Consider the following 24,745-nt stretch of genomic DNA (forward strand, 5'->3'; position numbering starts at 1 on the left):
GGATGCTACGCGCCGGGCCCGCTGTCGGGCTCGTCGAGGCGTGCGTCGAGGCGTGCGTCGAGGTCTTCGGCGAAGCGCGTCCGATACACGCCGTGGGCGAGGTGTCGGGGCGACTGGTACCCCCGGTGCCCGGGGTCGGCGACCTCCGCGTCCCACTCCGTCACGGAGCCGGGGTGCGGCACGGCACGGCCCAGGTACAGCTGCGCGGCCTGTTCGAGCGGCAACTCGCCTGCGGCGACTGCGGTCCAGAGCTCGCGGCCCTGCCCGACCACCCAGTCGCACAGGTCTTCGGTGCTGTCCTCGGACCAGTCGTCCCCGTCCACGCGCACGCCCTCGACGGTGTCGGCCAGCGCACCCGCCGCAGTCTCGTAGGCGAGCGCGAACTCCTCGACGACCTCGCGCGGCTGGGCCACCAACCACCGCTCCAGGGCGGACAGTTGCGGCCGCGCCGCTGCCAGGGCCGCCCAGAACCGGTCGGGCACGCCGTCCGGCTCCACTGTCGACCCCCTCGTTCGTCGATGGCTGCGCGGCTGCACCGACCGTACCGCAGGGCGCTGCTCGGCGGTGCCCCCCCGGGCGGTCCGCCGGATCGGCTGCCCTATCCTGCCGCCGTGGCGAACTGGCGGCAGTCTCTGGCGGACGGGTTCCGGGCTCGGGATCGGGCCCTCGGCGGGCAGCGGCCCCCGACGCGGATCCAGAAATGGGTGGCGCGGCACCCGCTCGGCACCGGCCTCTGCGCCGCCGTGCCCTTCACCGTGTTCCTCCTGCTGCTGTCGCGCGAGGAGGAACCGGACGACCCCTTCTTCGCCGTGGTGTTCGGGCTGGCCATGGGGCTGGTCTTCGGCCTCACGGCCGTCTCGGAACGGCTCCGGCAGCGTCGGCTCAAGCGCCTGGGGCTCTGGGACGGATCGTGAGGGGCGACGGCCGGCCGGGCCGCCGAAAGCACTGGCGACGCCGCTCGCGAGCGGAGCCCGCCCCGAGCACCGATGGCCGCAGCGTCTTCGCCACCCACCGGGCTGCGCGGGCAGTGATGTTCGGCATCACCGCCGACTTCACCGTCGGCCGGCCGTCGAACACAACCGCCCGGCACCCGATGGCACCACCTGGCACCGAACTGCCCCCGAGACCGTCCCCGCAGGTCAGCAGGGATAGCGCCGAGTGAAGCAACCACCTTGCAGCACAAGGGACTTGTCGTGGCATCAAAGTGGTGCCACGATGGCACCATGGACCTCACCCCCTATGTCGACAACCTCCGGCGCGAGTTGGCCGTGGCCGCCGAGGCCGGCGGGCCGGAGGCGCGCGTGCTGGCCGAGCGGCTGACGGCCCCGTTGGAGTCGGCGACGCGGCTGGCCATGCTGCACGTGCTCTCCGCCGCGATGGCCGAGGTGACGCGCGAGCTGGCCCCGGGCTCGGTGGACGTCCGGCTGCGCGGCCTGGACCCGGACTTCGTGGTCACCCGGCCGCCCGCCGAGCCCGAGGCCGCCGGGGTCACCGACGCCGCCGGCCCCGGGCCCGCCGTCGCGGAGCCGCCCGCGGCCGAGGACGACGGCGGCACCGCCCGGATCAACCTGCGGCTGCCGGCCCAGTTGAAGGCCCGCGCCGAGGAGGCGGCGGCCCGCGAGGGGCTGTCGGCGAATGCCTGGCTGGTGCGGGCGGTGGCGTCCGCCGTCGAGGGCGGCGGGCGTCCGCGCGTCCCGGTCGAGCCCTCGCGGGCCCTCGGCCAGAGCTTCACCGGCTGGGTCCGCTGAGCCCTCGGCGCCATTCGCCGTCCGACGTCCCACCAGAACGGGGTACTGCCATGCCTTCTTTCGACACGCCCGAGCCGATCTCGCTCAACGCCCAGGTGGCCGCGGGCTCGGTGCACGTCATCGCGACCGACCGTGCCGACACCGTGGTCGTGGCCCGGCCGCGCGACCCGGAGCGGGAGGTGGACGTGCGCGCCGCCGAGCAGACCGAGATCGACTTCGCCGGCGGCGTGCTGACCGTCCGCACCCCCCGGCAGCGCCACCTGCTGGGCCGCACCGGCACGGTGGACGTGTCGGTCGAACTGCCCGCCGGCTCGCACCTGGAGGCCGGCGGTGCCTGGACGCAGGTGCTCGGCGAGGGGCGGCTCGGCGAGGTGCGGGTGAAGACCGCGTCCGGCGACATCCGGCTGGACCGCACCGGGCCGGTGCGGCTGACGGCCGCGCACGGGTCGATCGCCGTGGACGAGGTGCGCGGGCGGGCGGAGATCACCACCAGTTCGGGCAGCGTCCGGGTGGGGCTGCTGGACGGCCCGGCGGTGGTGAGGAACTCGCACGGCAGCACCACCGTCGCGGTGGCCGGCGACGACCTGCGGGTGAGCGGCGCCAGCGGCGACATCACCGTGGAGCGGGCCGCCACCTCGCTGCGCGCCAGCACCGCCCGCGGCACCCTGCTGGTGGGTGAAGTCTGCTCCGGCAGTGTGCAGTTGGAGACCGGCTTCGGCGCGATCGAGGTCGGCGTCCGGCCCGGCACGGCGGCCTGGCTGGACGTCGGCGCGCAGCGCGGCCAGGTCCGCAACTCGCTGGCCGGCGCGGACGCCCCGGGCCGGGACGAGGAGACCGTCGAGGTACGCGCCCGCACCCGCTTCGGCAACATCGACATCCGCCGCGCCCGCGTCTGACCTCGCCCCTCTCGACCGCCTTTCCACGTCCACCGATTGACGACCGATCCGTTCGGAGAGCACCCACATGCGCTTAGCTGTCATGCCCGCGCCCAGAAGCGCGGCGCCCCCCGCCGTCACCGCCCTCGGCCTGCGCAAGTCCTACGGCAGCCGGACCGTCCTCGACGGCATCGACCTGACCGTGCCCGCCGGAACCGTGTTCGCCCTGCTCGGGCCGAACGGCGCGGGCAAGACCACCACCGTGGAGATCCTCGCCACCCTGGTCGCCGCCGACGGCGGGCACGCGCAGATCGCGGGCCACGACCTGGCCGCCGACCCGGCCGGCGTGCGGTCGGCGATCGGGGTCACCGGCCAGTTCGCCGTCCTGGACGATCTGCTCACCGCCGAGGAGAACCTCCTGCTGATGGCCGACCTCCATCGCATCCCCCGAGCCCAGGGCCGTTCGCGCACACGGGAGTTGCTGCACCGCTTCTACATCGCGGAGGCGTCCGGCCGACGCGCCGCGACCTTCTCCGGCGGGATGCGCCGCCGGCTCGACCTGGCGATGACGCTGGTCGGCGACCCGCAGGTGATCTTCCTGGACGAGCCCACCACCGGCCTCGACCCGCGCAGCCGCCGCACCATGTGGGAGACCGTGCGCGGCCTGGTCGCGGGCGGCACCACGGTCTTCCTGACCACCCAGTACCTGGACGAGGCCGACCGACTCGCCGACCGGATCGCCGTGCTGGACGGCGGCCGGATCGTCGCCGAGGGCACCCCCGACGAGCTCAAGGCCCGCATCCCCGGCAGCCACGTCCGCCTGCGCTTCGCCGACGCTTCCGGGTACGAGCGGGCCGGGGCCGCCTTCCCGGGCGCCGCCCGCGACGACGCGAACCTCGCCCTGCGGCTGGCCGGCGACGCCGGACTGGACACGCTGCGCGCCGTCGTCCAGCGGCTGGACGCGGCCGGGGTCGCCGCCGCCGACTTCTCCGTGCACACCCCGGACCTCGACGACGTCTTCTTCGCCCTGACCGGGACCGCCGCGTCCCGCCGACCGGCCGAGGAGGCCGCCCGATGAGCAGCACCCTCGCCCTGGCCGCCCACGACTCGCTGACCATGCTGCGTCGCAACCTCAAGCACGCCGCCCGCTACCCGGCGCTCACCGTCGGCCAGTCGATGATGCCGATCATGATGCTGCTGCTGTTCGTCTACGCCTTCGGCGATTCGATCGGCGCGAGCCTCGGCGGCGGACGCGACGCCTACCTGTCCTACCTGGTGCCCGGCATCGTGGTGATGGGCGTGGCGGGCGGCTCGATGTCCACCTCGGTCGCGATCTGCTCCGACCTGACGGGCGGCATCGTCAACCGCTTCCGCACCATGGACATCACCCGCTCCGCGTTCCTGACCGGCCATGTGATCGGCAGCGTCGCGCAGACGATGATCGGCGTGCTGCTGGTCCTCGCGGCGGCGCTGGCGGTCGGGTTCCGCACGGACGCGGGCCCGCTGGAGTGGCTGGCGGCGCTGGGGCTGCTGACGGCGGTCGCGCTCGCGGTGACCTGGCTGTCGGTGGCGCTCGGGCTGATCTCGAAGACCGTGGAGTCGGCGAGCAACAAGCCGCTGATGATCCAGTTCCTGCCGTTCCTGGGCTCGGCGTTCGTGCCGGCCGACTCGATGGCCCCGGGGCTGCGCCAGTTCGCCGAGTACCAGCCGTTCACCCCCGTGACGGAGACGCTGCGCGGCCTGCTGTCGGGCTCGGCGGTCAGCTCCGACGGCTGGGTGTCGCTGGCCTGGTGCGCGGGCGTCGGGGTGCTCGGCTACGCCTGGTCGCGCAGGCTGTTCGGCCGTCCCGGCCGGTGAGCGCCGCGGGGGCCCGGCGGTGCGTCGCCGGGCCCCGCGCCGGGTCAGTTCACGGGGGCGTAGACCCGTTCGATCTGCTGGGTACCGCTCAGGGTGCGGTAGGAGCGGGTCCACTTGGTGGTGGCGTCGGGCCGGGTGCGGTCGGACAGCGCGTAGTAGTCCATCTGGGCGCGCTCGGCGGTGATGTCGAGGACGCCGTAGCCGTGCGAGTCCAGGTCGGTCCACTTGACGTGCCGGTTGGCGCCCTGGATCGCGGCGGAGGCCACCAGCGACAGCGTGTGCGGGGCGACCTTGAGGATGTCGTCGATGTTGTCGGAGCTGACCGACGTCACCACGAACTCGGTGGCCGCGCTGCCGGACGCCGGGTAGGTGGCGGCCTCGAACGGCACGTCGCAGGCCCAGGCGGAGTGGATGTCGCCGGTCAGGAACACCGTGTTGGTGATGTGGCGGTCCTTCAGGTGGCCGAGCAGTTCGCGCCGGTCGTGGGTGTAGCCGTCCCACTGGTCGGTGTTGAGGGCCAGTCCCTCGCCGGGCAGGCCGAGCAGCTGGGCGAGCGGGCGCAGCAGGTAGTCCGGCAGCGACAGGAACGCGACGGGCGAGATCATCACCTCGTTGCCGACCAGCCGCCAGGTGGTGTCGGAGGACGCCAAACCGGCCTTCAGCCAGTCGAGTTGGGCGCGGCCGGTGAGGGTGCGGTCGGCGGCGTCCACGTCGCCGTTGCCGATGCCGACCTGCTGCGAGCGGAACGAGCGCAGGTCGAGCAGGTGCAGGTCGGCGAGCTTGCCGTAGCGCAGCCGCCGGTAGGTGGTGCCGGCCACGGACGGGCGGACCGGCATCCACTCGAAGTAGGCCTGCTTCGCGGCGGCGACCCGGGCGCTCCAGTCGCCCTCGGCGCCGGGGGTGTGGTTCTCGGCGCCGCCGGACCAGGCGTCGTTGGCGAACTCGTGGTCGTCCCAGATCGCGACGGTGGGGACGGCGGCGTGCAGCGCCTGCAGGTCCTGGTCGGTCTTGTAACGGCCGTGCCGGGTGCGGTAGTCGGCGAGCGTGGTGATCTCGTTCGCGGGGGCGTGCGGGCGCACCACGGTGCCCCGGGTGCCGTAGGCGCCGGAGGCGTACTCGTAGATGTAGTCGCCGAGGAACAGGAACACGTCGAGGTCGCCGCGGGCCGCCAGGTGGCGGTAGGCGGAGAAGTAGCCGGCCTCCCAGTTGGCGCAGGACGCGACGCCCAGGCGCAGCCGGTCGACGGCGGCGTCGGCGGCGGGCGCGGTGCGGGTGCGGCCGACGGGCGAGACGGCGTCGCCGGCCAGGAAGCGGTACCAGTAGGCGGTGTCGGGGCGCAGGCCGCGTACGTCGGCCTTGACGGTGTGGTCGGTGGCGGCGGTGGTGGTGACGGTGCCGCTGGCGGCGACGGCGGTGAAGTTCCGGTCGGTGGCGAGCTGCCACTGGACGGCGGTGTCGGGCCCGAGTCCGGAGCCGGGCACGGCGTCGGCCCCGGGGGTGACCCGGGTCCACAGCAGGATGCCGTCGGGCAGCGGGTCGCCGGAGGCGACGCCGTGCAGGAAGCGGGCGGGCTCGGCGGCGGCCGCGCTGCCGGCGGTGGCGGCGAGCGGCAGGGCGAGGGCGCCTGCGGTGAGGGCGGCCGCCTGGATGACCTGGCGGCGCGCGGGGCGGGCGGTGGGCGCGGGAGCGGTGGGTTCGGTCACAGCACAGGAGATTTACCCACGGGTAACGGGCTTGTCCAGAGCCCGGGTTGACTATTCGTCAACGCTTCACCACGATATCGCCAAGACATTCGGATCGCCTGCGAACCATTGGTTCCCGGGTGCACAGCCATGGGGGTCGGCCGGTGGCCGGGAACGACGGGGGATCAGCCGGGGCGGAACACGGGGCGGGCCGGGGCCCCACCCGCCTGGGCCTGTGGTGGACGCTGGCCTGCCTGCCGGTGGCCTGGCAGGGCGGCGAGGAGGTGCTCCGGGCGGCCTTCGGCTACCCGGCCCCGTGCCTCGACCTGCCGGGCAGCGACTTCGGCAACGCCTTCTTCGTCCTGCTCCAGCTGCCGACCGCCTTCCTCCTCCTGGTGCTGGCGGCCGGCGTCGGGCTGCTGGTGGCCGACAGCGGCAGGAGCCGCTGGCGCTTCCTGCTCGCGCTGCTGGCCGTGGTGCTGATCCACATGATCGTCCGGATCCAACTCCTTCAGGGCCCGCCCGAGTTCTGCTGACCCCGGACCGCCCGCGCCCGGTTCCGGCCGGGGCCACGACCGATACGTGACCGATTCGCGCCGGAGCGCGGCTGCGTAGCGTCGGAGGCGTCAGCCCGACTCCGACTCCCCGGGAGCAGCACCATGACCGCGTACGTCCTGGCCCAGATCCACTCCTCCGAGCTCGCCCCCGGCATCGTCGAGTACCTGCAGCGCATCGACGACACCCTCGACCCGTTCGGCGGCCACTACCTGATCCACGGCGGCAGGTTCGAGACGCTGGAGGGGAGTTGGGGCCGGGAGGGCGTGATCGTGATCGCGTTCCCCGACTACGAGCGGGCCCGCGCCTGGTACGACTCCCCCGCCTACCGCGACATCCTGGGGCTGCGCACGCCCCACATGGTGGCCGACATCGTCCTCGCCGAAGGCGTCCGGGCCGGCCACCGCGCCGCGAAGCGGCTCGCCCCGCCCGGCGAGGACCGGTCCGGGTGACGTCGGCGGCGGCGGCCCGGCGCCGGGCGGCCGACCGCCGGTGCCGCGACGCGCCGCTACCGAAGTACCGGATGCCCGAGCTGCACAGCTCGCCGCAGGCGGTCGGGGCCTCCCGTCTGCCGGGCGGGCGCCCGTTCGGCTCATCAGGTGATGTTGAAGTCGCCCGTGAAGTCGGCGTTCTTCACGCCGCCGGCGGGGGCGCCGACGGTGCAGTCGACCCCGCCGCCGATCAGGCTGGTCGTCAGGGTGGCAGTGAAGGTGTGCCCCTGGAACAGGCCGCCGCTGACGGCGCCGGACAGGTGACCGGTGTTGAGGGCGGAGCCGTCGATCTGCAGGTCGACGGTGCTGGTGTAGCTGCCGCCGAACGCGTCGGTCCAGTCGATCCGGCCGGTGCCCTTCCCGGTGCCCGAGCTGCCGCTGGCCAAGCACGACAGCGTCACGCCGGCGAAGTTGGCGGTGAGCGCCGCACTGGTGAGGCCGAGACCGCTGTAGTCGTTGCAGGAGCCGTCCTCGCCCTGGTAGGTGACGTCCTGGGCGCGCGGGAACAGCTGCACGCCCGGATCGAAGTGGACCTGCCCCGAGGCCGAGCACGAAGCGGTCACGGCGGCGGCGGCGTCGGCCGCCGTCGGCGCGACGACGAGAGCGCCGGCGGACAGCGCGAGCGAGGCGACAGCGGCCAGAGCGGCGTAGGACGCGCGGTTGCGGAAAGCGCGAGGCATAGGTGTTCCTCTCCGAGGGGAAGGCGCGGCGGCGCCCTGCCGACCGCGACGCACCCACACTACGCAGAGCAACTGGCTCGACACCCAACGCAGTTGAGCTGTTCGTAGTCCACACCGGGCCCTTCCCTGTATCGCGGGAAGGGCCCGAAACGAGCGGGTGGCATCGCGGTGTCGCGACCCCTTCCCGATCGTGCTGTCAATAGCGTCAGACGCTGGCCACGGCGGTGAGCTGCTTCCAGCCGGCAGTGCCGTCCACCAGACCGAAGCCGTTCCACTTGTGGGCGTTGTAGTCGCCGGTGTTGTCGTAGGTACGGTCGTCGGAGCCGATCGCATAGAGATGCACGGTGTTGTCGCCGGTCTTCACGGCGGTGATCTGCTTGAAACCGGCCGTACCGTCCACCAGACCGAACCCGCTCCAGGCACCCTTCGTGTAGTCGCCGTCGTTCTCGTAGACGCGGTCGTCGGAACCGAGCGCGTACAGGCGGACGGTGTTGGCGGTCACCGCGGCGGTGATCTGCTTGAAACCGGCCGTACCGTCGACAAGACTGAAGTTGGTCCACTTGCCGGCGCTGTAGTCGCCGTCCTTCTCGTAGACCCGGTTGTCCGAGCCCAGGGCGTACAGCCGCACGGTGTTGCCGGTCACGGCGGCGGTGATCTGCTTGAAACCGGCGGTACCGTCCACCAGACCGAACCCGGTCCAAGTGCCCTTCGTGTAGTCACCGTCGTTCTCGTAGACCCGGTTGTCCGAGCCCAGCGCGTACAGCCGCACGGTGTTGCCGGTCGACACCGCAGTGACCTGCTTGAAACCGGCCGTACCGTCCACCAGACCGAACCCGGTCCAGGTGCCGTCGGCGTAGTTGCCGTCGTTCTCGTAGACGCGGTCGTCCGAACCCAGAGCGTAAACGTGCGTTGTGCTGTCCGTGGTGGTCGTGCTGGTGATCTGCTTGAAGCCGGCGGTACCGTCCACCAGGCCAAAGCCGTTCCACTTGTGGTTGTCGTAGTTACCGAAGTTGTCGTAGACGCGGTTGTCGGACCCGAGGCCGTACAGGTGGACGTTGTTGGCGGCGATCGGGGTCGGAGCCGGAGCCGGGTCGGACGCGACGTTGTTGTAGCGGAACGGCACGTAGGCCCCGGCGGTCATGGCGGACCTGGACATCGTGGTCGCGTGGGCGACGGTGCCCCAGGTCGATTCGGTGTAGATGTTCGCCGTGGTGTGGCTGCTGTCGGTCCAACCCGCGAAGAGCACGGCGTGAATGTTGTAACTGCCGTTGTCGTACCGGTCCAGCATGTCGCCGGGCTGCAGGTCGTCGTAGCTGTTGAGCTCGGTGGACACGCTCCGCAGGGTTACGGTGGTCAGCGCGCTGCTGAGGTGCCAGGCCATCGACACGTAGCCGGAGCAGTCCGAACGGTAGCTGCCGTTGCTGTCGCTCCACGAACTGCTCTGGCTGTAGGGGACCTGCTCGTCGACCCAGGACTGGGCGCGGGCCAGGATCTCGGCCCGGGTGATCGGGCCGCCCACGGTGGAGGTGCCCACAGCGTGGGCGGCGGTCGTGGTCGTCAGCGGGCCGATCAGGCCCGACGTGATGACGACGGCTGCGAGGGCGCGGCGGAGGGTGTTCTGCTTGCTCGGCATGGTCGTAAGGCTCCTGAGGTGGTGGAGGGTGTTCGAAAGCCGTCGGCTGTGCGACGAGGACCGGGCGCGGCGGTGATGCCGGTCGCCGTGAGATGTGTGCCGCGAACTGTGCTCGTGCGGCTGCTGTCGACGGACGGGACGGGGTCAGCTGGTGGCGACGGAGGTGATCTGCTTGAAACCGGCAGTCCCGTCCACCAAGCCGAAGTTGGTCCAGCTGCCGGCGCTGTAGTCGGCGTCCTTCTCGTAGACGCGGTCGTCCGAGCCGAGGGTGAACAGGTGAACCTGCGAGCTGCCTGTCACCGCGGTGGTCATCTGCTTGAAACCGGCCGTGCCGTCCACCAGACCGAACCCGGTCCACCTGCCGGCGCTGTAGTCGGCGGTGTCCTCGTAGACCCGGTTGTCCGAACCGAGTGCGTACAGGTGGACAGCGTTTCCGACCACTGCGGTGGTGATCTGCTTGAAGCCGGCCGTACCGTCCACCAGAGCGAAGTTCGTCCACTTGCCGGCGCTGTAGTCGCCGTCCTTCTCGTAGACGCGGTCGTCCGAACCGAGTGCGTAGAGGCGCACGGTGTTGCCGGTCACTGCGGTGGTGATCTGCTTGAAGCCGGCCGTGCCGTCCACCAGACCGAACCCGGTCCAGCTGCCCTTCGTGTAGTCACCGTAGTTCTCGTAGATCCGGTCGTCCGAACCGAGTGCGTACAGGTGGACAGCGTTTCCGACCACTGCGGTGGTGATCTGCTTGAAGCCGGCCGTGCCGTCCACCAGACCGAACCCGGTCCACCTGCCGGCGCTGTAGTCGGCGGTGTCCTCGTAGACCCGGTTGTCCGAGCCAAGGGTGTACAGGTGAACGGCGTTGCCGACCACCGCGCTGGTCACCTGCTTGAAGCCGGCCGTGCCGTCCACCAGGGCGAAGTTCGTCCAGGTGCGGGCACTGTAGTCGCCGTCCTTCTCGTAGATGCGGTTGTCCGCACCCAAGGCAAATACCCTGGCCACGTGCGGAGTCTCTGCGGACGGGCCGGAGGGGGTGGGGTTGTCGCCGGGGTAGGGGTTCGCGGTGTCCGCCCCAAGTCCCGCCGCAGGCCCGCACGTCGGCCAGGCCGACTGGCCCTGCTTCGCCAGCACCTTCTCCGCGACGAGGATCTGCTGCTGTTTGGTTGCCAGGTTGGCGGTCGGGGCGTAGAAGCTCCCCCCGTATGCCTGCCAGGTGGCCTTGTTGAACTGCAGGCCGCCGTAGTAGCCGTTGTTGGTGTCTATGCTCCAGTTCCCGCCGCTCTCGCACTGGGCGACCTTGTCCCAAGTGGCTACCGAGGCGGCCGAAGCCTGGCCCGCAGCCAGCAGAGGGGCAGCAAGGCACAGGATCGCGGCGGCTGCCGTGAGTGTGCGTGTGGAGTTCGTACGGGTGTTGGTGGTGGTGAGGGTCATAACGAATACTCTCTGAAGTGATAGTCAGTGCGTCGTCGGCACTGGTTGCGCAGCCTGAACAGTGACGGTCTGCCAGATCGCCGGCGTCGGCACGGTGACCGTCCGAGGTGGGAGGCTTTGCTCGCCAGGTGCTTCGGCCTGCACCACGGAAGCTCAAAGTCCGATGGCCGCACGACGCGGCCCGGATCGGGTTTTGACCAGTGAATGACGGATGGTCAGCAGTTTTCCGGTGCCGGCGGGCGACAAAGGCACTTCGGCAGAGGTGAGCGCACGGTAGCCCCGAGCGTGCACAGCAGCCCCGCGCCACGGAAAGTCGTCAGCACTCGAACCTCCAGAAGAAATCTGATGACCGGCAGTCATATATATCCGGCAGACAAGCCAGTTCGCCAATTCGCCTGTGGCTCGCAAACCGCCGATGACGGGCGATCAGCCAGCAGAGATGAGCAAACGCGACCAAGAGCTTCTATCACCTGATTTCTAGACATACGTTCTCGCCAAATAGGAACAACTCCACCTCTTCGACCCCAAGGAAACAGAAGCTGACTGGCACTCAAGTATCAATATTTGCCACGACATTGGGCACCCGAATCCACGCCAAGGCCTTGGCGGGGCGCATCGATCATCCGTTACCGAACCGTTGTCCGGTGGAACGGGCTGACACCACCGGCACAGCAGCCTGAAGGCGCCTTCAATGCGCGAGGCCCGCATCGCCCCGTTCCACCTTCAGCGCCTCACTGGCGCCCCCCACCAACCCCTGTCTCGGCCGGACGTATCGCTGACACCGTGTCAGGGTGACCCACAACGCTGGTCCGCCAGGGCCGGGTTCTGGTGGCCCGGCCCGGCGGGAGGGGGGGTCAGCAGCCGGCCAGGATGGTGCCGAGGGCCGTCTTCTCGGCGCTGTCGACGGACAGGTTGTAGTAGTACTTCACCTGCACCCAGGCGCGGACGTAGGTGCAGCGGTAGGAAGTGACGGCCGGCAGCCACTCGGCCGGATCCTTGTCGCCCTTGGAGCGGTTGCTGCTCGCGCTGACGGCGAGGAGCTGGGGCCGGGTGACGTCGTTGGCGAAGGCCTGGCGCTGGGCGGTGGTCCAGGCGGAGGCGCCGGAGTCCCAGGCCTCGGCGAGCGGGACTATGTGGTCGATGTCCAGGCCGGAGGCGGCGGTGATCGTGACGCCGTCGTACGCGGAGACCCAAGTGCCGGAGGTGGCGGCGCAGTTGGCGTCGGTGACCACGTTGGAGCCGTCGCGCTTGAGGACGGTCTCCCGGGTGTTGCAGGTGCCGGAGATGGTGATCCAGGTGGGGAAGAGGTCGCGGTTGTAGCCGGTGCGGTCCTCGGCCTTGACGGCGAGCTGGGCCAGGTAGCCGCGGGCGGTGGCGGCGGAGACGGGGGTGGGCAGGGCGGCCTCGGCGGTGCCGGTGCTCGCCGTGACGGCTCCGGCGGCGACGACGGCGGTGGCGGCGAGGGTGGCGAAACGGCGGAGGAAACGGTTCGTCACGACGGGGGGCTCCTGGACTCGGTGCGGGGCAAGGGAGTTGCGGTGCCGAGCCAGCGTGGCAGGCCGGGATCTATGCGGGTAGATCCCGGCCGTGAAGATTGGATTACCGTCCGGTGGCCGTCCCGGCCGGAATGTGAAGGTTCATCATCAAGCCCGTGAGGCGCAGGACACCGGCTCAGCGTCCGCGCGCGGCGGGCCAGCGGTCGAGCGGCAGCGGCCCCCGGGAGCGGATGGTGCGGATCGCGAACGTGGACCGGGCGTCGCGGACCGGACCGATCGCCAGGATCTCGTCCAGCAGCACCAGTTCGTAGGTGGCCAGGTCCGGCACCGCGATCTCGACCAGGAAGTCCGCCTCGCCGGAAACCACGTGGCAGGCCACCACCGACGGGATCTCGGTCAGTGCCCGTTCGATCTGCCGCGAGGTCTCCCGCGAGTGCTGCTCGACCCGCAACGAGACGAACACCGTCAGGCCCAACCCGACGCGCTCCCGGTCGAGTTCGGCCCGGTACCCGGCGATCACCCCGTCCGCCTCCAGCGCCTTGGTGCGGCGCAGCGCGGAGGACGGGGAGAGCCGGACGGCCTCGGCGAGATCGACGTTGGCGGTGCGGCCGTGGCGCTGGAGGTGGTCCAGGATGGCACGGTCGATGCGGTCGTACTGCTGGCTCGGCATGCCGTGCACCCTAGCGGCCGTGGCGCGGTGGATTCTGCCGTTCCGGGCAGCCGGGACGGCGAAATTCGCCATCGCGTGCCGCGCGGTCGGGGCCACAATCGCCGCATGTCCGAGAAGAGCGCCGAGAGCCTTTCCCACCTGTCCACCGCCGGGGCGTCCGCCCTGTACATCGGGGCCCTGCTGGGCCCCAGCCTGCTGCTGCTCCCGGGGCTGGCGGCCCGCGCCGCCGGCCCGGCCTCCCTGTTGGCGTGGCTGGCGCTGCTGGTGCTGTCGGGTCTGATCGCCGCGGTGTTCTGCGCGCTGGGCACCCGGGTCGGCTCGACCGGCGGCGTCGCCGGGTACACCGCCGCCGGCCTGGGCGAGCGGGCCGGGCGGGCCGCCGCCTGGTGCTTCCTGGCGGGCGTGGTGGCGGGCGCGCCGGTGGTCTCGCTGATCGGCGGCAGCTACGCGGCGGCGGCGCTGGGCGCAGGCGAGTCGACGGCCGTCCGGGCGGGCCTGGTGGTGCTGGGGCTGGTGCTGGCGGTCCGGCTGTTCGGGGTGCGCACCGGCGCGGGGCTCCAACTGGCGCTGGTGTCCGTGCTGGTGGCGCTGGTGCTGTTCGCGGTGCTCGGTTCCGCCCCGCACGCCCGGGCCGCCCACTGGACGCCGTTCCTGCCGTACGGCTGGGCGGGCGTGGCGCGCGCCGCGCCGCCGCTGATGTTCGCCTTCGTCGGCTGGGAGGCCGCGGCCTCGCTGACCACCCGGCTGCGAGACCCGCGCCGCCAGCTGCGCCGCGTGGTGCTGATCGCCTTCGTGGTGACGTCGCTGCTCTGCCTCGGCCTGGGCGCGGCCACCGTCGCGGTGCTCGGCCCGGGCGCGGGCGGCGCCGTCCCGCTGGCCGACCTGCTGCGCGCCGCGATCGGCGACCAGGGCCGAATTCTGGCCGCCGGCGCGGCACTTGTGCTCACCCTCGCCGCCACCAACACCTACCTGGCGGGCGCCGCCGAGCTCCTTGAGGCACTGCTGCTGCCCACCCCCGCCCCCGGCCGTCGCGGCTCGTACGCGGTGCTGGCGACCACGGCGCTGACCGGCGGCCCGCTGATCGCCCTGGTCGGCTCGGGCGTCCTGACGACCTCGCAGCTGGTGGCCGTGCCGACGGCGCTCTTCCTGACCGTCTACCTGGCCTGCACGGCCGCCGCGATCCGGATCCTGGACGGCCTGCCCCGGCTGGCCGCCCTGATCTGCTGCCCCGCCGTACTGGCCCTGACCCTCGGCACCGGCTGGCCGGTCCTCGCCGCCGCGGCGGTGGCCCTGGCGGGGGCATTCCTCGGACGGCGTGCGGAGGGGCGGCGTACGGACGGGCGGCGTACGGACGGGCGGCGTACGGACGGGCGGGGCGCGGCGGACGGCGGCGGGGCCGGTGCCGACAGCGGGGCCGGTGCCGGCGTCGGGGTGGAGGCGGGGACGCGCTGACCGGTCCGGGCGGCGCCTGCCTGGCCGGGGTCGAACTGACGGCCCGTCCTCGCGCGGGCATTCCGGCCCGGGCGGCGGGTGGTTCACCGCCTGGTGGGGTTTGGGCGGGGACGGGTGTCGGGCCGGGTGGCGGCGGCCCGAGGATCGGGCAATGGACCCCGCCCCAGGCGCCTTCCCGCCGCCCTTCCCGTCGTTCCCGTCGTTCCCGACCTTCCCGTCGTTCCCACCGCTGCCCCGTCCGCCGTGGCCGCCGCCCGACCCGCACCCCTCCTGGCACTGCCCGAGCGCCTCGCCCAGCCCGTCCCCCACCCCCACCCCCACCCCCAGCCCGTCGCCGACGCCGTCCGCCGCACCGACTCCCGCGGTGGCGACGCCCGCCGCGCTGCCGTCGACGCCGCGTCAGTCCTCCTCCCCCTCCCCCGCGACCGGGGCGGTCTCCCGTCCGCCCTCCGCCGCTCCCGCCCCACCGGCCGTCGTCGAGTCGCGCCCCGCCGCCACCCCGACCGCCTCGACGGCCGTCGCCGCCCCGCCGCCACCTGCCGCACCGGCGGCCCCCGCCGCGGCGATCGAGCCGTCGGTGTGGGCGACCGTGCTGGTGCTCACCGTTCTGCTCCCGGCGGCGCTCGCCGCGCTGGCCGGGCAGCATCTCGCGTTCTCCAGGAGGAGCCGATGAATCCCTCTCCGCTGCTCGGCGCACTGTCCGCGATGACCCTCGCCGTCGGCGCGCTCGCCATGGCCCACCGGCTCCGCCCGCGGACGCCCGAGGGCGAGCCGCCGCCGGACCCGCATCCCGCCCTGGGCGCGATCGGCTCCGGCCTGCTGTCCGGCTTCACCCTCCTCACCGGCTTCCTGATCGCCACCGGCTGGGCCGCCCACAGCACCGGCATCGTGCCCCCGGACGGCCTCTACCTAGCAGACCTGGCGGCCGGCGGCGCGGTCCTGCTGTATCCGTCGCTCGCGGGGCTGCCGTTCACGCCGCGCTACGTGACAGCGGTGTGCCTGTTCGGGCTGCTGGTCGGCTATGTGATGGTGACGGCCGTCCAACTCCGGCCCTGAGAACGGGAATTGCTCCGCCGAAGACGCCTACGGCCGCGCGCAGCGCCGTGGCCCCGCCGACCCGAGGGGGTGGGCGGGGCCGGGGGCCGTGGCGTCAGGAGGTGGTGCAGGCGGAGCCGTTCAGGGTGAAGGCGCTCGGGGCGGTGTTGTTGCTGCCATAGGTGGCCTGGATGCCGAACGCGGTGGACGCGCCGGCCGCCAGGGTGCCGTTGAAGCCCTGGTCGGCGGCGGTGACGGCGGCCCCGCTCTGGGTGACAGTGGCGTTCCAGGCGCTGGTGATCCGCTGGTCGCCGGGGAACGTCCAGGCGAGCTTCCAGCCGGAGATGGTGGCGCTGCCGGTGTTCTTCACGGTGATGTCGGCGGTGAAGCCCCCGCTCCAGGAGTTCGCCCGGTACGCGACCGAGCACGACGCGCCCCCGCTCGGCGGCTGGCTCGTCGGCGGCTGCGACGTGGGCGGCTGACTCGTCGGCGGCTGCGAGGTGGGCGGCTGCGTGGCCGGCGGGCTGCTCGGGTCGGGTGCGTTGAGCGCCAGTTGGTAGGCGATGTCGGGCACGAACGTCCCGGCGGCGGCCGCGCAGCCGTCCGCCTCGCCCGGCGGCTTGATCCACAGGAAGGCGTCGACGGCGCTGTCGCCGGTACTGGCCGTCGGGTAGTTGCCGATCGCACGCCCGGACGGGTCGCACCAGGTGCTGCCCGCCGGGCCGTTGCCGTTGCGGCTGGTGTCGATGACGGCGTGCAGGTTGCCGGGGTTGCCGAGCGCGGAGAGCACGTTGCGGGCGAACGCGGTCTCCCCCGCCGTGGTGTTGAAGTTCGACACGTTGGTGAAGAACCCGTCGGCGTTCAGCACCCCGGCGGCGCGCAGCCGGTTGGCCTGCTCGGTGGCGGAGTTCCAGGTGGAGTGCCCGCCGTCGAGGTACACCTTGGTGGCCGGGCTGGCCGTGTGGATGGCGGTGACGGCGCGCGCCAGCGAGGCGAAGCGGTCGCTCTGCTGCTGGGCGCTGAGGCAGGTGGTGAGCGCGATCGAGTCCGGTTCGAGCACCACGATCGAGCGTGAACTGCCCAGCCCGGCAGCGAACTTGGCGGCCCAGGCGTCGTACGAGGCGAGGTCGGGCGCGCCGCCGGCGGACGCGCCGCCGCAGTCCCGGTTGGGGATGGCGTAGGCGACCAGCACGGGCGTCCGCCCGGCCTGCTCGGCGGCGGACGTCACCGCGCGGACGTCCGAAGTGACCGTCGCCGGGCGGTAGTTGCTGAACCAGATGCCCTGCGGCTGGCTGGCGATCCGCTTGGAGATCACCGGCGTCCGGGAGTCGCCGGGGTTGGCGGCCACCCACTTGACGACCTGCGACGCCGGGTCCCGGTAGAACTGGGTGCCGGCCGGCAGGCTGCCCTGCACGGCGGCGTCGGCACCGCCCTGCAGGCCGGCCACCAGGCCGAACGCGGTCGCCGTGGCGGCGAGCGCGAGCGCGGCGGCCCGACGGGAGGGCTGCGGGGCGGGTCGGGCGGCCGGGTCGGCGGGGAGCGGCGGGACGGTGCTGCGCCGGTGGCGGTCGGGGGTGTGCACGGTGTCCTCCGGGGCTCTCGGGTGGGGCGGGCTGACCGGGGCCGATGCGGAGACCGTCGTCGTGGGAGCGCTCCCGCAGCGGGCTCGGCCGATGGTAGCGGCCGGACCTCCCCCGACGGCAGCCTCCGCGCACCGTGAACTCCCCTACCGCCCGGCCGGGTTGACGCCCTCCCCCGCGCCACGACCTGCACGTTTTCTCCCCCGCCGCAGGCCTTCACGCCTCGGCCGCCCGCCTGTAACTTTCCGGTGGTGACGGGCCGGACGCGTACGGTGGACCCGTCTCGCGGGGCGGAGCGGGGAGGCGGACGATGCGCACGGCGGGGCGGGCGGTCGGGTACGCGGTGCTGGCGGCGCTGCTCTGGGCGGCCGTGTTCTTCGGCGTCCGCGAACTGGCGGGCCTCTCCTACCGGTTCGGCCTCCAGATCGTCGTTCCCGCCGTGCTGATCTCCGCCCTGTTCATCGCGCTCGCCGCCTGGCCGGCCGCCCGGCGCGACCCGACGGGCTGGACGGTCGCGCTCGCCGTGCTCGCCGTCGTCATGCTCTTCGCCCACAGCCACCTGCTGGACGTACGGGCACTGCGCGACCACGGCCTCGAACAGCACGCCCGGGTCACCCGCGTCACCACGGAATGGGACGCCGACAACAACAGCTACCCGCGCCTGACCCTGGAGGCCCTCGACGGCCCACCGATCACCGACCTCGTCGACGGCCGCCTCGGCTCCTCCTACCGCGTCGGCCAGACCGTCACCGTCACCACCGACCCGACCGGCCACGTCCACACCGAACTCGGCGCCCTCCCCAGCACCGCCCACCAGCGCTGGACGGCCCGCGTCGACACCGCGACGGGCCTCCTGATGGCCGTCCCCCTCACCGGCTGGGCCCTCAGCCGCACCCGTACGCGCCGCACCACCGGCCCCCACCCGGAACGGCGGACGGCCCGGAACGGTCAACAGCCAGGTACGTGATCGGCAGGCCCCTCGGCCGCCAACCACGGGCGAGAGTTCGTACGTCCCAGGACGTCCCCCATCGTGCACTGCTGCCACCACACCGACCACCGGCGCGCAGAAGAGCGCAAAAAGCACCGGCCCGTAGCCGTCGTGGAAGGCGACTGCCACCACGACGATCTCGCCGAGGCACACCGTGCCCGCCCCCCAGGCCCCTGCCTGCCTGCCTGTCTCAGGGCCCGGTCGCGGCCTCGACTGCCTTCGCTCTGCAAGCCGAGCATTTTCCGGACGTCTTCGTTGCGACGAACAAATGCCGGTAGACCGTCACCTGGCTCCGGGGTATGCCACAGAACGTCACCACGTCAGCCAAGGCGTGCTCCAGAGCCGGACTGTCTGTCTCCCGGCATGCGGAGTGGCCCGTGGGGGCGAGCCCGAACATCAACCCGACGGAACGGAGGTGGCGACGAAGCTGCAGCATGGCCACCATCCTTGCAGCCGACTCGATCAACCTGAAGTCGGAGACAGGCACCGCTCGGCGGCCCTCCGTCCTCCAGTCGACGGGCCGTCACCGCCGCTGACGTTCTTTCTCGGGTTCTGGCTCAACTTCCGTAATCTGCATACGGTGAGTGACGACATAGCGGTGCTGTCGGTCGACGTGGGCTTCGAGTCGGTGGACGTGAGGATCAAGTCCCTTGCAGCGGGGTGCAGTTGTCCGGGCTGTGGGGGATGGTCGACCCGGGTTCACAGCTCCTACCTGCGGTTTCCCGTCGACGGGCTGGCTTTGTTCACGGCTTGCCTCACCGATGCCCACCAGGACGCCGGTGGCGCCGCGCTCCCGGCCGGGACGGTCGCCCACCTCGGCCCCGCGGCGTCCGGGTCGTCGAGGGGTTCCGCGACCACCACACTCCCGGCGCGGTCGTCTTCGAACCGGGAACCGACCCGGAACAGGGCCGCTGACTCCCGGCCGGCGGCGTGCCGACGACGGCGCCTGCCGGGCAGCCGCGGTGCAGAACAGGTGGGCGGGCTGCTGCGCTATCCCTTGCCCGGTAGTGGCGTTCCATTCTGCGGGTACGGGCCCACCGAGGTACCCGGCGCGCAGACCGCAAAGGCAGCCAGGGCTTCAGGCTGACCGCCCCAGTTCTTCGCCCGGACAATCCACTCCCGGCCGACTGCATACATGTAGGAGAGATTGACGTTTCCTGTCAGGGTCGACCCCATGCCTCCGCCTGTGGGTACCTGACCTTCTGGGCAGGAGACGTCAGCGCCGCCTTCCTGCCCGGCCGGAAGCGTGACGGCATTGCCCATCACGTACTGGTAGGTGACGGCGGCCTGGGCGGCCTTCCCCGCAGTGGCGGATTCGTGCCCGTCCTGGGCGAAGGCGAGAGTGGAGCCGAGTGCGAGAACGCCCAGTGCCAGTGCGGGAGTGCGGAGTCGTTTCATCATGACCTCTCGATCGGTCGATGTGTCGGACATCCGATTACCCTCGGCGAGTTCAGGTACCCCGTGAATCACGCCAACGCCGCAAACAGAAACGTTCATTTGTAGCCTGTCCGAATGAACGGCCTGCCGCTCGTCCGCCGTCTGGCCTACGTCGGGTTCCGGGCGACCCCGGTGCGACGGCTCCCGTGCTCCAGAGACGGTTTCGGGGACGGCGGTCAGGGCTCGGTGAGGTTTTCACCATGATTTGAGCCGTCGGCCTTCGTCAGGTCCGGCGGAAGCGGATCAGTGGCGGGTGTTCCACCGCGTCCGGGTCAGCCCTGGGGTCGTAGGCGGCCAGACGGGCTGCGCGGACCCGCTCGACGATCCGCAGCCATTCCCGGTGGTCCGCCTCGGCGGTGAGGACCGACCGATCGAAGGCCGGGTCCTCCAGCGCCGGGCCCCGGACATGGTGGAGCTGCTCCAGCGCCTTGGCCGCCGCCTGGTCGATCTCGGCCGGCGTCATGCCGTCCGCGTCCCGGCACACCAGCGCGCGGTGGAAGTGGCCGGTGTCGGGGTGGAGTTCCAGGCGCTCGTCCTGGGGCGCAGCCATCGGGCCGGGATGGTGTGGGCGACTGGCTTCGTTCATGTGAAGTGGTGCTGGCTCAATTTATGTGGTGCTGCCACGCTGAGTGACAGCCAACAAGTCGGGCGCTGCGAGTTCCCACGTCAGAACGGCGGATCTTCGGTGCCACCTCCTGTCCGCTGGTTTGCCAACCAGTAGTCATCATCGGCCAGGCGGGCTCGCAGTTCACGGGATGCGATGTCGTTCGCGTTTTCCAGGTCACTGGTGTCGTGACCCCAGGCGTTGAGCGCGTCCAGGGCGCGATCACGGTGGTAGCGGTCGGTGCTGGTGGTCAGCAGGTAGCGGGCGTGTTCGACCAGCTCGGCCCGGTGTGTCATGAGCCTGGGGTCCTCTGTGAGGGGGATGGCTGCCACGAGGGCCTCGTCGCGTACTTTCGCATTGTCATGGCCGAGGAACGGCCGAACTGCGAAGTAGATAGCCGGGCGCAAGTTCCTGAAGACGCGCGTGTCCGGGCATTCTTGGAGGAAACCTTCGCCATAGAGGTACTCGGCGTCGTAGGCGGTGGCGCCGATCCTGTTCAGTAGCGTCGCGCGGGTGGGATGGCGTGATGGCACGTCAGCGTCGTGGTCGAGGTCGCCCACTTCGGTGGCCGGATGGTTGAGGATGGCTGCGAAGTACAAAGCCACCGGCACGGTGACTTCGTAGATGGTGTTCTGGTGATCCACCTCATCGCTCACGTCCTTGATGGCGGCTGCCCTGACGGCCGGGTCGGGGTCGAGGAGACGCGCCAGGGCGACCGGCAGGGATTCGCCCTTCCCGTAGGGGGTGGCGAGCGATGCCCAGTCCGTGCCCTTGAGAAGCTCTTGACAGTGGGGCAGCCTGTCGGAATGGATGCACTCTGTCCAGCTGCCGCGGTTGGTCACAGGCCGAGGCTGTAGCGTCGCCACGAGGGCGTTGTGCGTGGTGTCCTCCACTGAGCAGACACGCTTTCGAGCAATGGTCAAGAGTTGTGGGTGAGCTGATCTTTCAGCTCTCGCTGCGGTGGCTGAGGGTGGCCCTCGCGGTGCTGCGGATCCGCCTGGTGCGACCGGCTTCGGCGAGGAGTTCGACGGCCTCGGTGTTCGTCCCGGCGGCGGCCTTGAGCTGGAGCCAGCTGGATGACGCGAGCAGGTCATCCGGCTGCCACGGCAGCTTGAGCATGACGGCGCGGAAGAGGGACCACTCCCACAGGCGCTGAGCCAGGAAAGGGTGGTCGATCGTCGCCCGGGTCATCGCCTGCACCCACCCCTCGTAGGTGAGACCGGGGTAGAGGTCGGCGGCTCGACGGTCCAGGTGCCGCAGCACGGCGGACTGGGCCATCGTCCGGTCCGGATCGGTGAGCACGCGGCTGACCAGGTCGACCTCGTCCAGGTCGGCAACGCGCCTCAGCTCGGCAACGTAGGCCGCGAAGCGGACGTGCTCGTCCGGGTTCACAACTTCCCTATTGGATGCGCTTGTTGAAGGCGATCCGAAGGGGTGCTTCGTTGGCAGGCTGGAAGGTGTTCTGGGTGCCTGGAGGCGGCACGGCGACCGGTGTCCGGCCGGGCCTGCTGCGCGGTTGGGAGTGCCTCGGGGAGCGCGAGGCGTCGAGCGGTATCCGTCCTGGAGATCCGATCTTCCTGTCGCCGGCCACCAGGTCGGCCCACTGCTGAGCCGCTACGTGCAGTCGAGGGTGTTTCGCTTCTACGAGGTGGAGACCAGGAGGAACTACGCGACAGACATTGCACTGCTGCTGACCTTTCTCTGGGACGTGGCAAGTCGTGGGTCCAGGCGACGGGCCAGGACCTGGACGACTACGAGTTCTGGCGTCAGGAGACGCCGGAGAACCCCGGTCAGATCGGCGGGTCCAAGTGGAACCGCGAGCCGGCGGCGTTCACGGCGCTCTACCGGTGGGCGAAGCGAGCGGGGTGGATCGCCTCCAACCCGACGGCTCCGTCCAGGGGCGGCCCTGGGGCATCGTCATCGACCAGAAGTACTGCCACAGCTACCGGGCACAGCCGCACTGGCACGTCGTGCACGAGTACAACGGGGAGCTGTTCGTCTGGAACGTGGCCAAGCGCATCGAGGACGCTGAATGCCGATTCCGAGACGGGGTGTTCGAACCGCAATCCGGCATCGGGACGGCCTTCCTGGACGCCTGCATGCTGAAGACCCACCCCGGGTGTCCCGACTTCTTCCAGGGCAAGGTCTTCGACCTGGTCCGGGACGAAGAAGTCCGCACGACCATCGAGGACATCAAGGTGAGCCTGGACCTCTCCCGCCACGGCCGGCAGCTCCTCGCCGCCAAGCAGGGGTGGTCGTACAACGTCGGCTTGGAGAAGGCCGAGAAGGAGTTGAAGGACAAGTAGGAACAACGCGGAGAAGACGCTCCCGAGCTGTACCGGCAGTTGGTCGCCGACGTGCAGATGGGCAAGCAGGTTCCGGGCAACTACGCCTCGGTGCTGGGGATGATCAGTCGGCTCCCTCGGCTGTTCCTCGGGGCCTGACAGCGGGTGATTCGGTCGATCACCAGGCGCTCGAAGAGGTCCTCGGGCAGCTCGTCCTGGTACTGCTCGACCGAACGATGCGCGGCGACTGCGTCGCCGTGCCAGCGGCTGATGACGTCCTCGTTGAAGTCGATCAGCCGACGCACGTCGTGCGGGGTCAGCTCGGGGTGGAACTGGCACCCGAAGACCCGCTCGCCGTAGCTCAGCGCCTGGACGGAGGTGTGCTCGTTGCGGAACTCGATACGTACGCCGTCCACTTCCTCGATCTGCGGACTGATCGCCTGGTAGTGGAACGACGGCACGACGCCGACGCCTTGGCGGTCGCCGACCCGGCGCACCTCGGTCAGGCCGACCTCGATGCCCGAGGTGTCGATGATCGAGCCCGGACGCAACGCCTCCGCGATCAGCTGCGAGCCCAGGCACACGCCGACCACCGCGGGGCCGGTGTCGCCGTCGCGCCCGTTTGCGTCGGCGATGAGTTCCCCCATCAGCTTGATGGTCGCGCGCATCCACGCGGCGTCAGAGCGCACCGAGGTCTGGCCTCCGGTGAACACGTACGCCAAGGCCGGCTGTCGCCGTCGAGCGGTGAGATCGGCTGCCTCGGTCACCAAGTTCAGGCGCCCGCAGCTCAGACCGGCCCGGGTCAGCCGCTGCTCAATCCGGTCGGCGTAGTCGAGACCGTCGTAGATCAGCCCGTCCGCGACGCAGATCTGCACGTCCACCGGCACAATCCCCACCCCTCTTACTCGAAGAACCTCGACCACAGGTTGAGGGCCGAGTCGACGCACTGGACGAAGCTCAGGATAGCCACGATCGTCACTGCGAGGTTGACCTTCGTCACCCGGCGCATCTGGTCGTGCTCCAGTTTGCGTTCCACCGCGCGCCGCGCCATCTCAAGCAGGGTGTCGGTGCGCTCGCGCACCTTTTCGGTCTCCCACGCCTCCAGGACGCTGTCGCGCAGCTTCAGGACGTGGAAGTCGTAACTGAACGTGGGTCGCACCAGCGCCTGGTAGTCGGCGCGCAGCCGTCGTTCCAGCGCGATGAGCAGTTCGGGGTCCTCGTCCAGTGCCATTTCACGGACGATCCGTTCTGCGGCACCGGCGGAGCGTTCAAGCCGGGCGTAGTGCACATTCAACTGGCCGAGAAGGTGTTCGAGTTGGCCGAGCGTGTCACTGGGGTCGTCTCGGGAGGCCAGCAGGAAGAAGGCGTATCCGGGGTAGAAGAACTCCTGCGGCCACGTTGACTCGGAGGGGATCGGCGCGACGGAGCGGGGGTAGATCAGGTGCCGCAGCGCATCGGAGAGGGTCGCCCGGCCGGGTGCCGGGTGGGTGGTTCCGCCCGCGTAGGTGAGATTGAAGTAGGGCAGGACTGTGGGGCACGGCGGCCCCTGTCGGCACCGGTCGGACATCGCTGTCAGGGCTGGCAGCAGTTCGTCCCTGATGCGCGCGGTGAGGTCGTCGCGGCCCTTCGGCCCGAAGCCGTCGATGAGTTCTTCCCGCCGCCCCCCGGCCCACCCCTCCACGACGCGCATGTGCACGGCCACCGACCCGTAGCCGTCCGGGAACAGGATGCCGGTGACATGCAGCTCCACCGGTAGCGCCGTCGTCCCGCGCACGATCGCAGTCAGCCGCGCGTCGAACTCCTCCGACCCTGCGAAGTGGGTGAGCAGGTCGACCGGCGGATTGCCGAACGTGAGCGAGCCGCGCAGGAACTGGTCCAGGGATCGGTGCACCAGCGTCAGGCGCCCGTCCGGATCGAGCCCGCCCTCCGCCGGAACGGCGAAGCTCGGAGAGTCCGCGAGCGAGACCGGCCCGGGGAAGTAGGGCCCGGTCAGCAGGAGCAGGGCGTCGCCGCAGAAGTCGACGCTTGATTCTGCAGGCGGCGGCACAGCAGCCTCGCGCGGATGCGGTATGAGCACTCCACCCGGTAGTCCTGCCTTGTCCCGGACGGGTCCAGCGCCGTCCATGCGATCGCCCCCCAGCGAATCTGGCATCTCCAGTCTTTGCCGACTTACGAGATCCCATGACAGGCGCCCGGCGCGCCGCCCTGATCGCAGCTCCGCTACCGGTTCACCCTGGCAGGTTGTCCCTGTCGGC

Annotated in this window: 26 protein-coding genes; 12 read left to right on the forward strand and 14 right to left on the reverse strand. The window is 71.1% G+C overall.

Going from position 1 to position 24,745, the window contains the following annotated elements:
* Positions 1 to 5 precede the first annotated feature (5 nt).
* Positions 6 to 482, reverse strand: a complete 477-nt coding sequence (locus ACWEMJ_RS20515; RefSeq protein ID WP_452138501.1) for a hypothetical protein — start codon at positions 480 to 482, stop codon at positions 6 to 8.
* Positions 483 to 611: 129 nt separating this feature from the next.
* Between ACWEMJ_RS20515 and ACWEMJ_RS20520 the strand changes: the two genes are divergently transcribed.
* The 5 genes from ACWEMJ_RS20520 (at position 612) to ACWEMJ_RS20540 (ending at position 4,480) form a co-directional block, all read left to right on the forward strand.
* Positions 612 to 914 (forward strand): hypothetical protein, encoded by a 303-nt coding sequence (locus ACWEMJ_RS20520; RefSeq protein WP_452138502.1) that lies wholly within the window; start codon positions 612 to 614, stop codon positions 912 to 914.
* Between the two features lie 309 nt (positions 915 to 1,223).
* Positions 1,224 to 1,748: a toxin-antitoxin system HicB family antitoxin gene (locus ACWEMJ_RS20525; protein WP_452138503.1), complete on the forward strand. Its 525-nt coding sequence runs from the start codon at positions 1,224 to 1,226 to the stop codon at positions 1,746 to 1,748.
* A gap of 50 nt (positions 1,749 to 1,798) precedes the next feature.
* On the forward strand, positions 1,799 to 2,644 hold the full coding sequence (locus tag ACWEMJ_RS20530; protein WP_452138504.1) for a DUF4097 family beta strand repeat-containing protein: 846 nt from the start codon (positions 1,799 to 1,801) through the stop codon (positions 2,642 to 2,644).
* A gap of 67 nt (positions 2,645 to 2,711) precedes the next feature.
* Positions 2,712 to 3,701, forward strand: coding sequence for an ATP-binding cassette domain-containing protein (locus ACWEMJ_RS20535; RefSeq protein ID WP_452138505.1), 990 nt, complete (start codon positions 2,712 to 2,714; stop codon positions 3,699 to 3,701).
* Entirely contained in the window at positions 3,698 to 4,480 is a 783-nt protein-coding gene (locus ACWEMJ_RS20540; protein ID WP_452138506.1) for an ABC transporter permease, read from the forward strand. Before ACWEMJ_RS20535 ends, ACWEMJ_RS20540 begins: the two co-directional genes overlap by 4 nt.
* A 44-nt stretch (positions 4,481 to 4,524) precedes the next feature.
* Here ACWEMJ_RS20540 and ACWEMJ_RS20545 read toward each other — a convergent pair whose 3' ends face one another.
* Entirely contained in the window at positions 4,525 to 6,183 is a 1,659-nt protein-coding gene (locus ACWEMJ_RS20545; RefSeq protein ID WP_452138507.1) for an alkaline phosphatase D family protein, read from the reverse strand.
* A gap of 143 nt (positions 6,184 to 6,326) precedes the next feature.
* Here ACWEMJ_RS20545 and ACWEMJ_RS20550 point away from each other — a divergent pair, with 143 nt between their 5' ends.
* Positions 6,327 to 6,698, forward strand: coding sequence for a hypothetical protein (locus ACWEMJ_RS20550; protein WP_452138508.1), 372 nt, complete (start codon positions 6,327 to 6,329; stop codon positions 6,696 to 6,698).
* Positions 6,699 to 6,821: 123 nt separating this feature from the next.
* Positions 6,822 to 7,169 carry a DUF1330 domain-containing protein gene (locus tag ACWEMJ_RS20555; RefSeq protein WP_452138509.1) on the forward strand — a complete coding sequence of 116 codons (348 nt, stop codon included), beginning with the start codon at positions 6,822 to 6,824 and terminating at the stop codon, positions 7,167 to 7,169.
* 143 nt (positions 7,170 to 7,312) lie between these two features.
* Here the strand turns inward: ACWEMJ_RS20555 and ACWEMJ_RS20560 are convergent, their stop codons facing one another.
* The 5 genes from ACWEMJ_RS20560 to ACWEMJ_RS20580 form a co-directional block, all read right to left on the reverse strand.
* A complete protein-coding gene (locus tag ACWEMJ_RS20560) occupies positions 7,313 to 7,888 on the reverse strand; it encodes a hypothetical protein (protein ID WP_452138510.1) in 576 nt (191 codons plus the stop codon).
* Positions 7,889 to 8,093: 205 nt separating this feature from the next.
* Positions 8,094 to 9,521, reverse strand: coding sequence for a hypothetical protein (locus tag ACWEMJ_RS20565; protein ID WP_452138511.1), 1,428 nt, complete (start codon positions 9,519 to 9,521; stop codon positions 8,094 to 8,096).
* 144 nt (positions 9,522 to 9,665) lie between these two features.
* Positions 9,666 to 10,943 carry a transglycosylase family protein gene (locus ACWEMJ_RS20570; RefSeq protein ID WP_452138512.1) on the reverse strand — a complete coding sequence of 426 codons (1,278 nt, stop codon included), beginning with the start codon at positions 10,941 to 10,943 and terminating at the stop codon, positions 9,666 to 9,668.
* Positions 10,944 to 11,797: 854 nt separating this feature from the next.
* Positions 11,798 to 12,439, reverse strand: a complete 642-nt coding sequence (locus tag ACWEMJ_RS20575; protein ID WP_452138513.1) for an HNH endonuclease family protein — start codon at positions 12,437 to 12,439, stop codon at positions 11,798 to 11,800.
* A gap of 175 nt (positions 12,440 to 12,614) precedes the next feature.
* Positions 12,615 to 13,109 carry an Lrp/AsnC family transcriptional regulator gene (locus ACWEMJ_RS20580; RefSeq protein WP_452138514.1) on the reverse strand — a complete coding sequence of 165 codons (495 nt, stop codon included), beginning with the start codon at positions 13,107 to 13,109 and terminating at the stop codon, positions 12,615 to 12,617.
* Between the two features lie 105 nt (positions 13,110 to 13,214).
* On the opposite strand from ACWEMJ_RS20580, the gene ACWEMJ_RS20585 reads away from it, so the two are divergent.
* The 3 genes from ACWEMJ_RS20585 to ACWEMJ_RS20595 all read left to right on the forward strand — a co-directional run bounded on the left by ACWEMJ_RS20585 (position 13,215) and on the right by ACWEMJ_RS20595 (position 15,617).
* A complete protein-coding gene (locus ACWEMJ_RS20585; RefSeq protein ID WP_452138515.1) occupies positions 13,215 to 14,561 on the forward strand; it encodes an APC family permease in 1,347 nt (448 codons plus the stop codon).
* Positions 14,562 to 14,712: 151 nt separating this feature from the next.
* Positions 14,713 to 15,234 (forward strand): hypothetical protein, encoded by a 522-nt coding sequence (locus ACWEMJ_RS20590; protein WP_452138516.1) that lies wholly within the window; start codon positions 14,713 to 14,715, stop codon positions 15,232 to 15,234.
* Positions 15,231 to 15,617: a hypothetical protein gene (locus ACWEMJ_RS20595; RefSeq protein WP_452138517.1), complete on the forward strand. Its 387-nt coding sequence runs from the start codon at positions 15,231 to 15,233 to the stop codon at positions 15,615 to 15,617. Before ACWEMJ_RS20590 ends, ACWEMJ_RS20595 begins: the two co-directional genes overlap by 4 nt.
* Positions 15,618 to 15,711: 94 nt before the next feature.
* On the opposite strand, the gene ACWEMJ_RS20600 is transcribed toward ACWEMJ_RS20595, so the two are convergent.
* Positions 15,712 to 17,178, reverse strand: a complete 1,467-nt coding sequence (locus ACWEMJ_RS20600) for a glycoside hydrolase family 6 protein (protein ID WP_452138518.1) — start codon at positions 17,176 to 17,178, stop codon at positions 15,712 to 15,714.
* 308 nt (positions 17,179 to 17,486) lie between these two features.
* On the opposite strand from ACWEMJ_RS20600, the gene ACWEMJ_RS20605 reads away from it, so the two are divergent.
* Positions 17,487 to 18,143: a hypothetical protein gene (locus ACWEMJ_RS20605; protein WP_452138519.1), complete on the forward strand. Its 657-nt coding sequence runs from the start codon at positions 17,487 to 17,489 to the stop codon at positions 18,141 to 18,143.
* 1,011 nt (positions 18,144 to 19,154) lie between these two features.
* Here the strand turns inward: ACWEMJ_RS20605 and ACWEMJ_RS20610 are convergent.
* The 4 genes from ACWEMJ_RS20610 to ACWEMJ_RS20625 all read right to left on the reverse strand — a co-directional run bounded on the left by ACWEMJ_RS20610 (position 19,155) and on the right by ACWEMJ_RS20625 (position 21,597).
* Complete coding sequence (locus ACWEMJ_RS20610) at positions 19,155 to 19,661, reverse strand: hypothetical protein (RefSeq protein WP_452138520.1); 507 nt, start codon at positions 19,659 to 19,661, stop codon at positions 19,155 to 19,157.
* Between the two features lie 163 nt (positions 19,662 to 19,824).
* The gene (locus tag ACWEMJ_RS20615) at positions 19,825 to 20,151 is read right to left on the reverse strand and encodes a hypothetical protein (protein WP_452138521.1); all 327 of its coding nucleotides are present in this window, start codon (positions 20,149 to 20,151) and stop codon (positions 19,825 to 19,827) included.
* 116 nt (positions 20,152 to 20,267) lie between these two features.
* Positions 20,268 to 21,047, reverse strand: a complete 780-nt coding sequence (locus ACWEMJ_RS20620) for a hypothetical protein (RefSeq protein ID WP_452138522.1) — start codon at positions 21,045 to 21,047, stop codon at positions 20,268 to 20,270.
* 103 nt (positions 21,048 to 21,150) lie between these two features.
* Positions 21,151 to 21,597 carry a hypothetical protein gene (locus ACWEMJ_RS20625; RefSeq protein WP_452138523.1) on the reverse strand — a complete coding sequence of 149 codons (447 nt, stop codon included), beginning with the start codon at positions 21,595 to 21,597 and terminating at the stop codon, positions 21,151 to 21,153.
* Positions 21,598 to 22,070: 473 nt separating this feature from the next.
* Between ACWEMJ_RS20625 and ACWEMJ_RS20630 the strand changes: the two genes are divergently transcribed.
* A complete protein-coding gene (locus tag ACWEMJ_RS20630) occupies positions 22,071 to 22,511 on the forward strand; it encodes a hypothetical protein (RefSeq protein WP_452138524.1) in 441 nt (146 codons plus the stop codon).
* Between the two features lie 80 nt (positions 22,512 to 22,591).
* Here the strand turns inward: ACWEMJ_RS20630 and ACWEMJ_RS20635 are convergent, their stop codons facing one another.
* Together ACWEMJ_RS20635 and ACWEMJ_RS20640 are read right to left on the reverse strand one after the other, a co-directional pair.
* Complete coding sequence (locus tag ACWEMJ_RS20635; RefSeq protein ID WP_452138525.1) at positions 22,592 to 23,371, reverse strand: type 1 glutamine amidotransferase; 780 nt, start codon at positions 23,369 to 23,371, stop codon at positions 22,592 to 22,594.
* Positions 23,372 to 23,391: 20 nt separating this feature from the next.
* On the reverse strand, positions 23,392 to 24,567 hold the full coding sequence (locus tag ACWEMJ_RS20640; protein ID WP_452138526.1) for a hypothetical protein: 1,176 nt from the start codon (positions 24,565 to 24,567) through the stop codon (positions 23,392 to 23,394).
* Positions 24,568 to 24,745 lie beyond the last annotated feature (178 nt).

This window comes from Kitasatospora sp. NPDC004531, assembly GCF_053602195.1.

What these genes read in the sequence shown, in the direction of transcription:
- ACWEMJ_RS20525 (WP_452138503.1), top strand. Translation starts at nt 1,224, where the DNA reads ATGGACCTCACCCCCTATGTCGACAACCTCCGGCGCGAGTTGGCCGTG.
- ACWEMJ_RS20530 (WP_452138504.1), top strand. Translation starts at nt 1,799, where the DNA reads ATGCCTTCTTTCGACACGCCCGAGCCGATCTCGCTCAACGCCCAGGTG.
- ACWEMJ_RS20535 (WP_452138505.1), top strand. Translation starts at nt 2,712, where the DNA reads ATGCGCTTAGCTGTCATGCCCGCGCCCAGAAGCGCGGCGCCCCCCGCC.
- ACWEMJ_RS20540 (WP_452138506.1), top strand. Translation starts at nt 3,698, where the DNA reads ATGAGCAGCACCCTCGCCCTGGCCGCCCACGACTCGCTGACCATGCTG.
- ACWEMJ_RS20555 (WP_452138509.1), top strand. Translation starts at nt 6,822, where the DNA reads ATGACCGCGTACGTCCTGGCCCAGATCCACTCCTCCGAGCTCGCCCCC.
- ACWEMJ_RS20560 (WP_452138510.1), bottom strand. Translation starts at nt 7,888, where the DNA reads ATGCCTCGCGCTTTCCGCAACCGCGCGTCCTACGCCGCTCTGGCCGCT.
- ACWEMJ_RS20565 (WP_452138511.1), bottom strand. Translation starts at nt 9,521, where the DNA reads ATGCCGAGCAAGCAGAACACCCTCCGCCGCGCCCTCGCAGCCGTCGTC.
- ACWEMJ_RS20570 (WP_452138512.1), bottom strand. Translation starts at nt 10,943, where the DNA reads ATGACCCTCACCACCACCAACACCCGTACGAACTCCACACGCACACTC.
- ACWEMJ_RS20580 (WP_452138514.1), bottom strand. Translation starts at nt 13,109, where the DNA reads ATGCCGAGCCAGCAGTACGACCGCATCGACCGTGCCATCCTGGACCAC.
- ACWEMJ_RS20585 (WP_452138515.1), top strand. Translation starts at nt 13,215, where the DNA reads ATGTCCGAGAAGAGCGCCGAGAGCCTTTCCCACCTGTCCACCGCCGGG.
- ACWEMJ_RS20590 (WP_452138516.1), top strand. Translation starts at nt 14,713, where the DNA reads ATGGACCCCGCCCCAGGCGCCTTCCCGCCGCCCTTCCCGTCGTTCCCG.
- ACWEMJ_RS20595 (WP_452138517.1), top strand. Translation starts at nt 15,231, where the DNA reads ATGAATCCCTCTCCGCTGCTCGGCGCACTGTCCGCGATGACCCTCGCC.
- ACWEMJ_RS20605 (WP_452138519.1), top strand. Translation starts at nt 17,487, where the DNA reads ATGCGCACGGCGGGGCGGGCGGTCGGGTACGCGGTGCTGGCGGCGCTG.
- ACWEMJ_RS20610 (WP_452138520.1), bottom strand. Translation starts at nt 19,661, where the DNA reads ATGAACGTTTCTGTTTGCGGCGTTGGCGTGATTCACGGGGTACCTGAA.
- ACWEMJ_RS20615 (WP_452138521.1), bottom strand. Translation starts at nt 20,151, where the DNA reads ATGGCTGCGCCCCAGGACGAGCGCCTGGAACTCCACCCCGACACCGGC.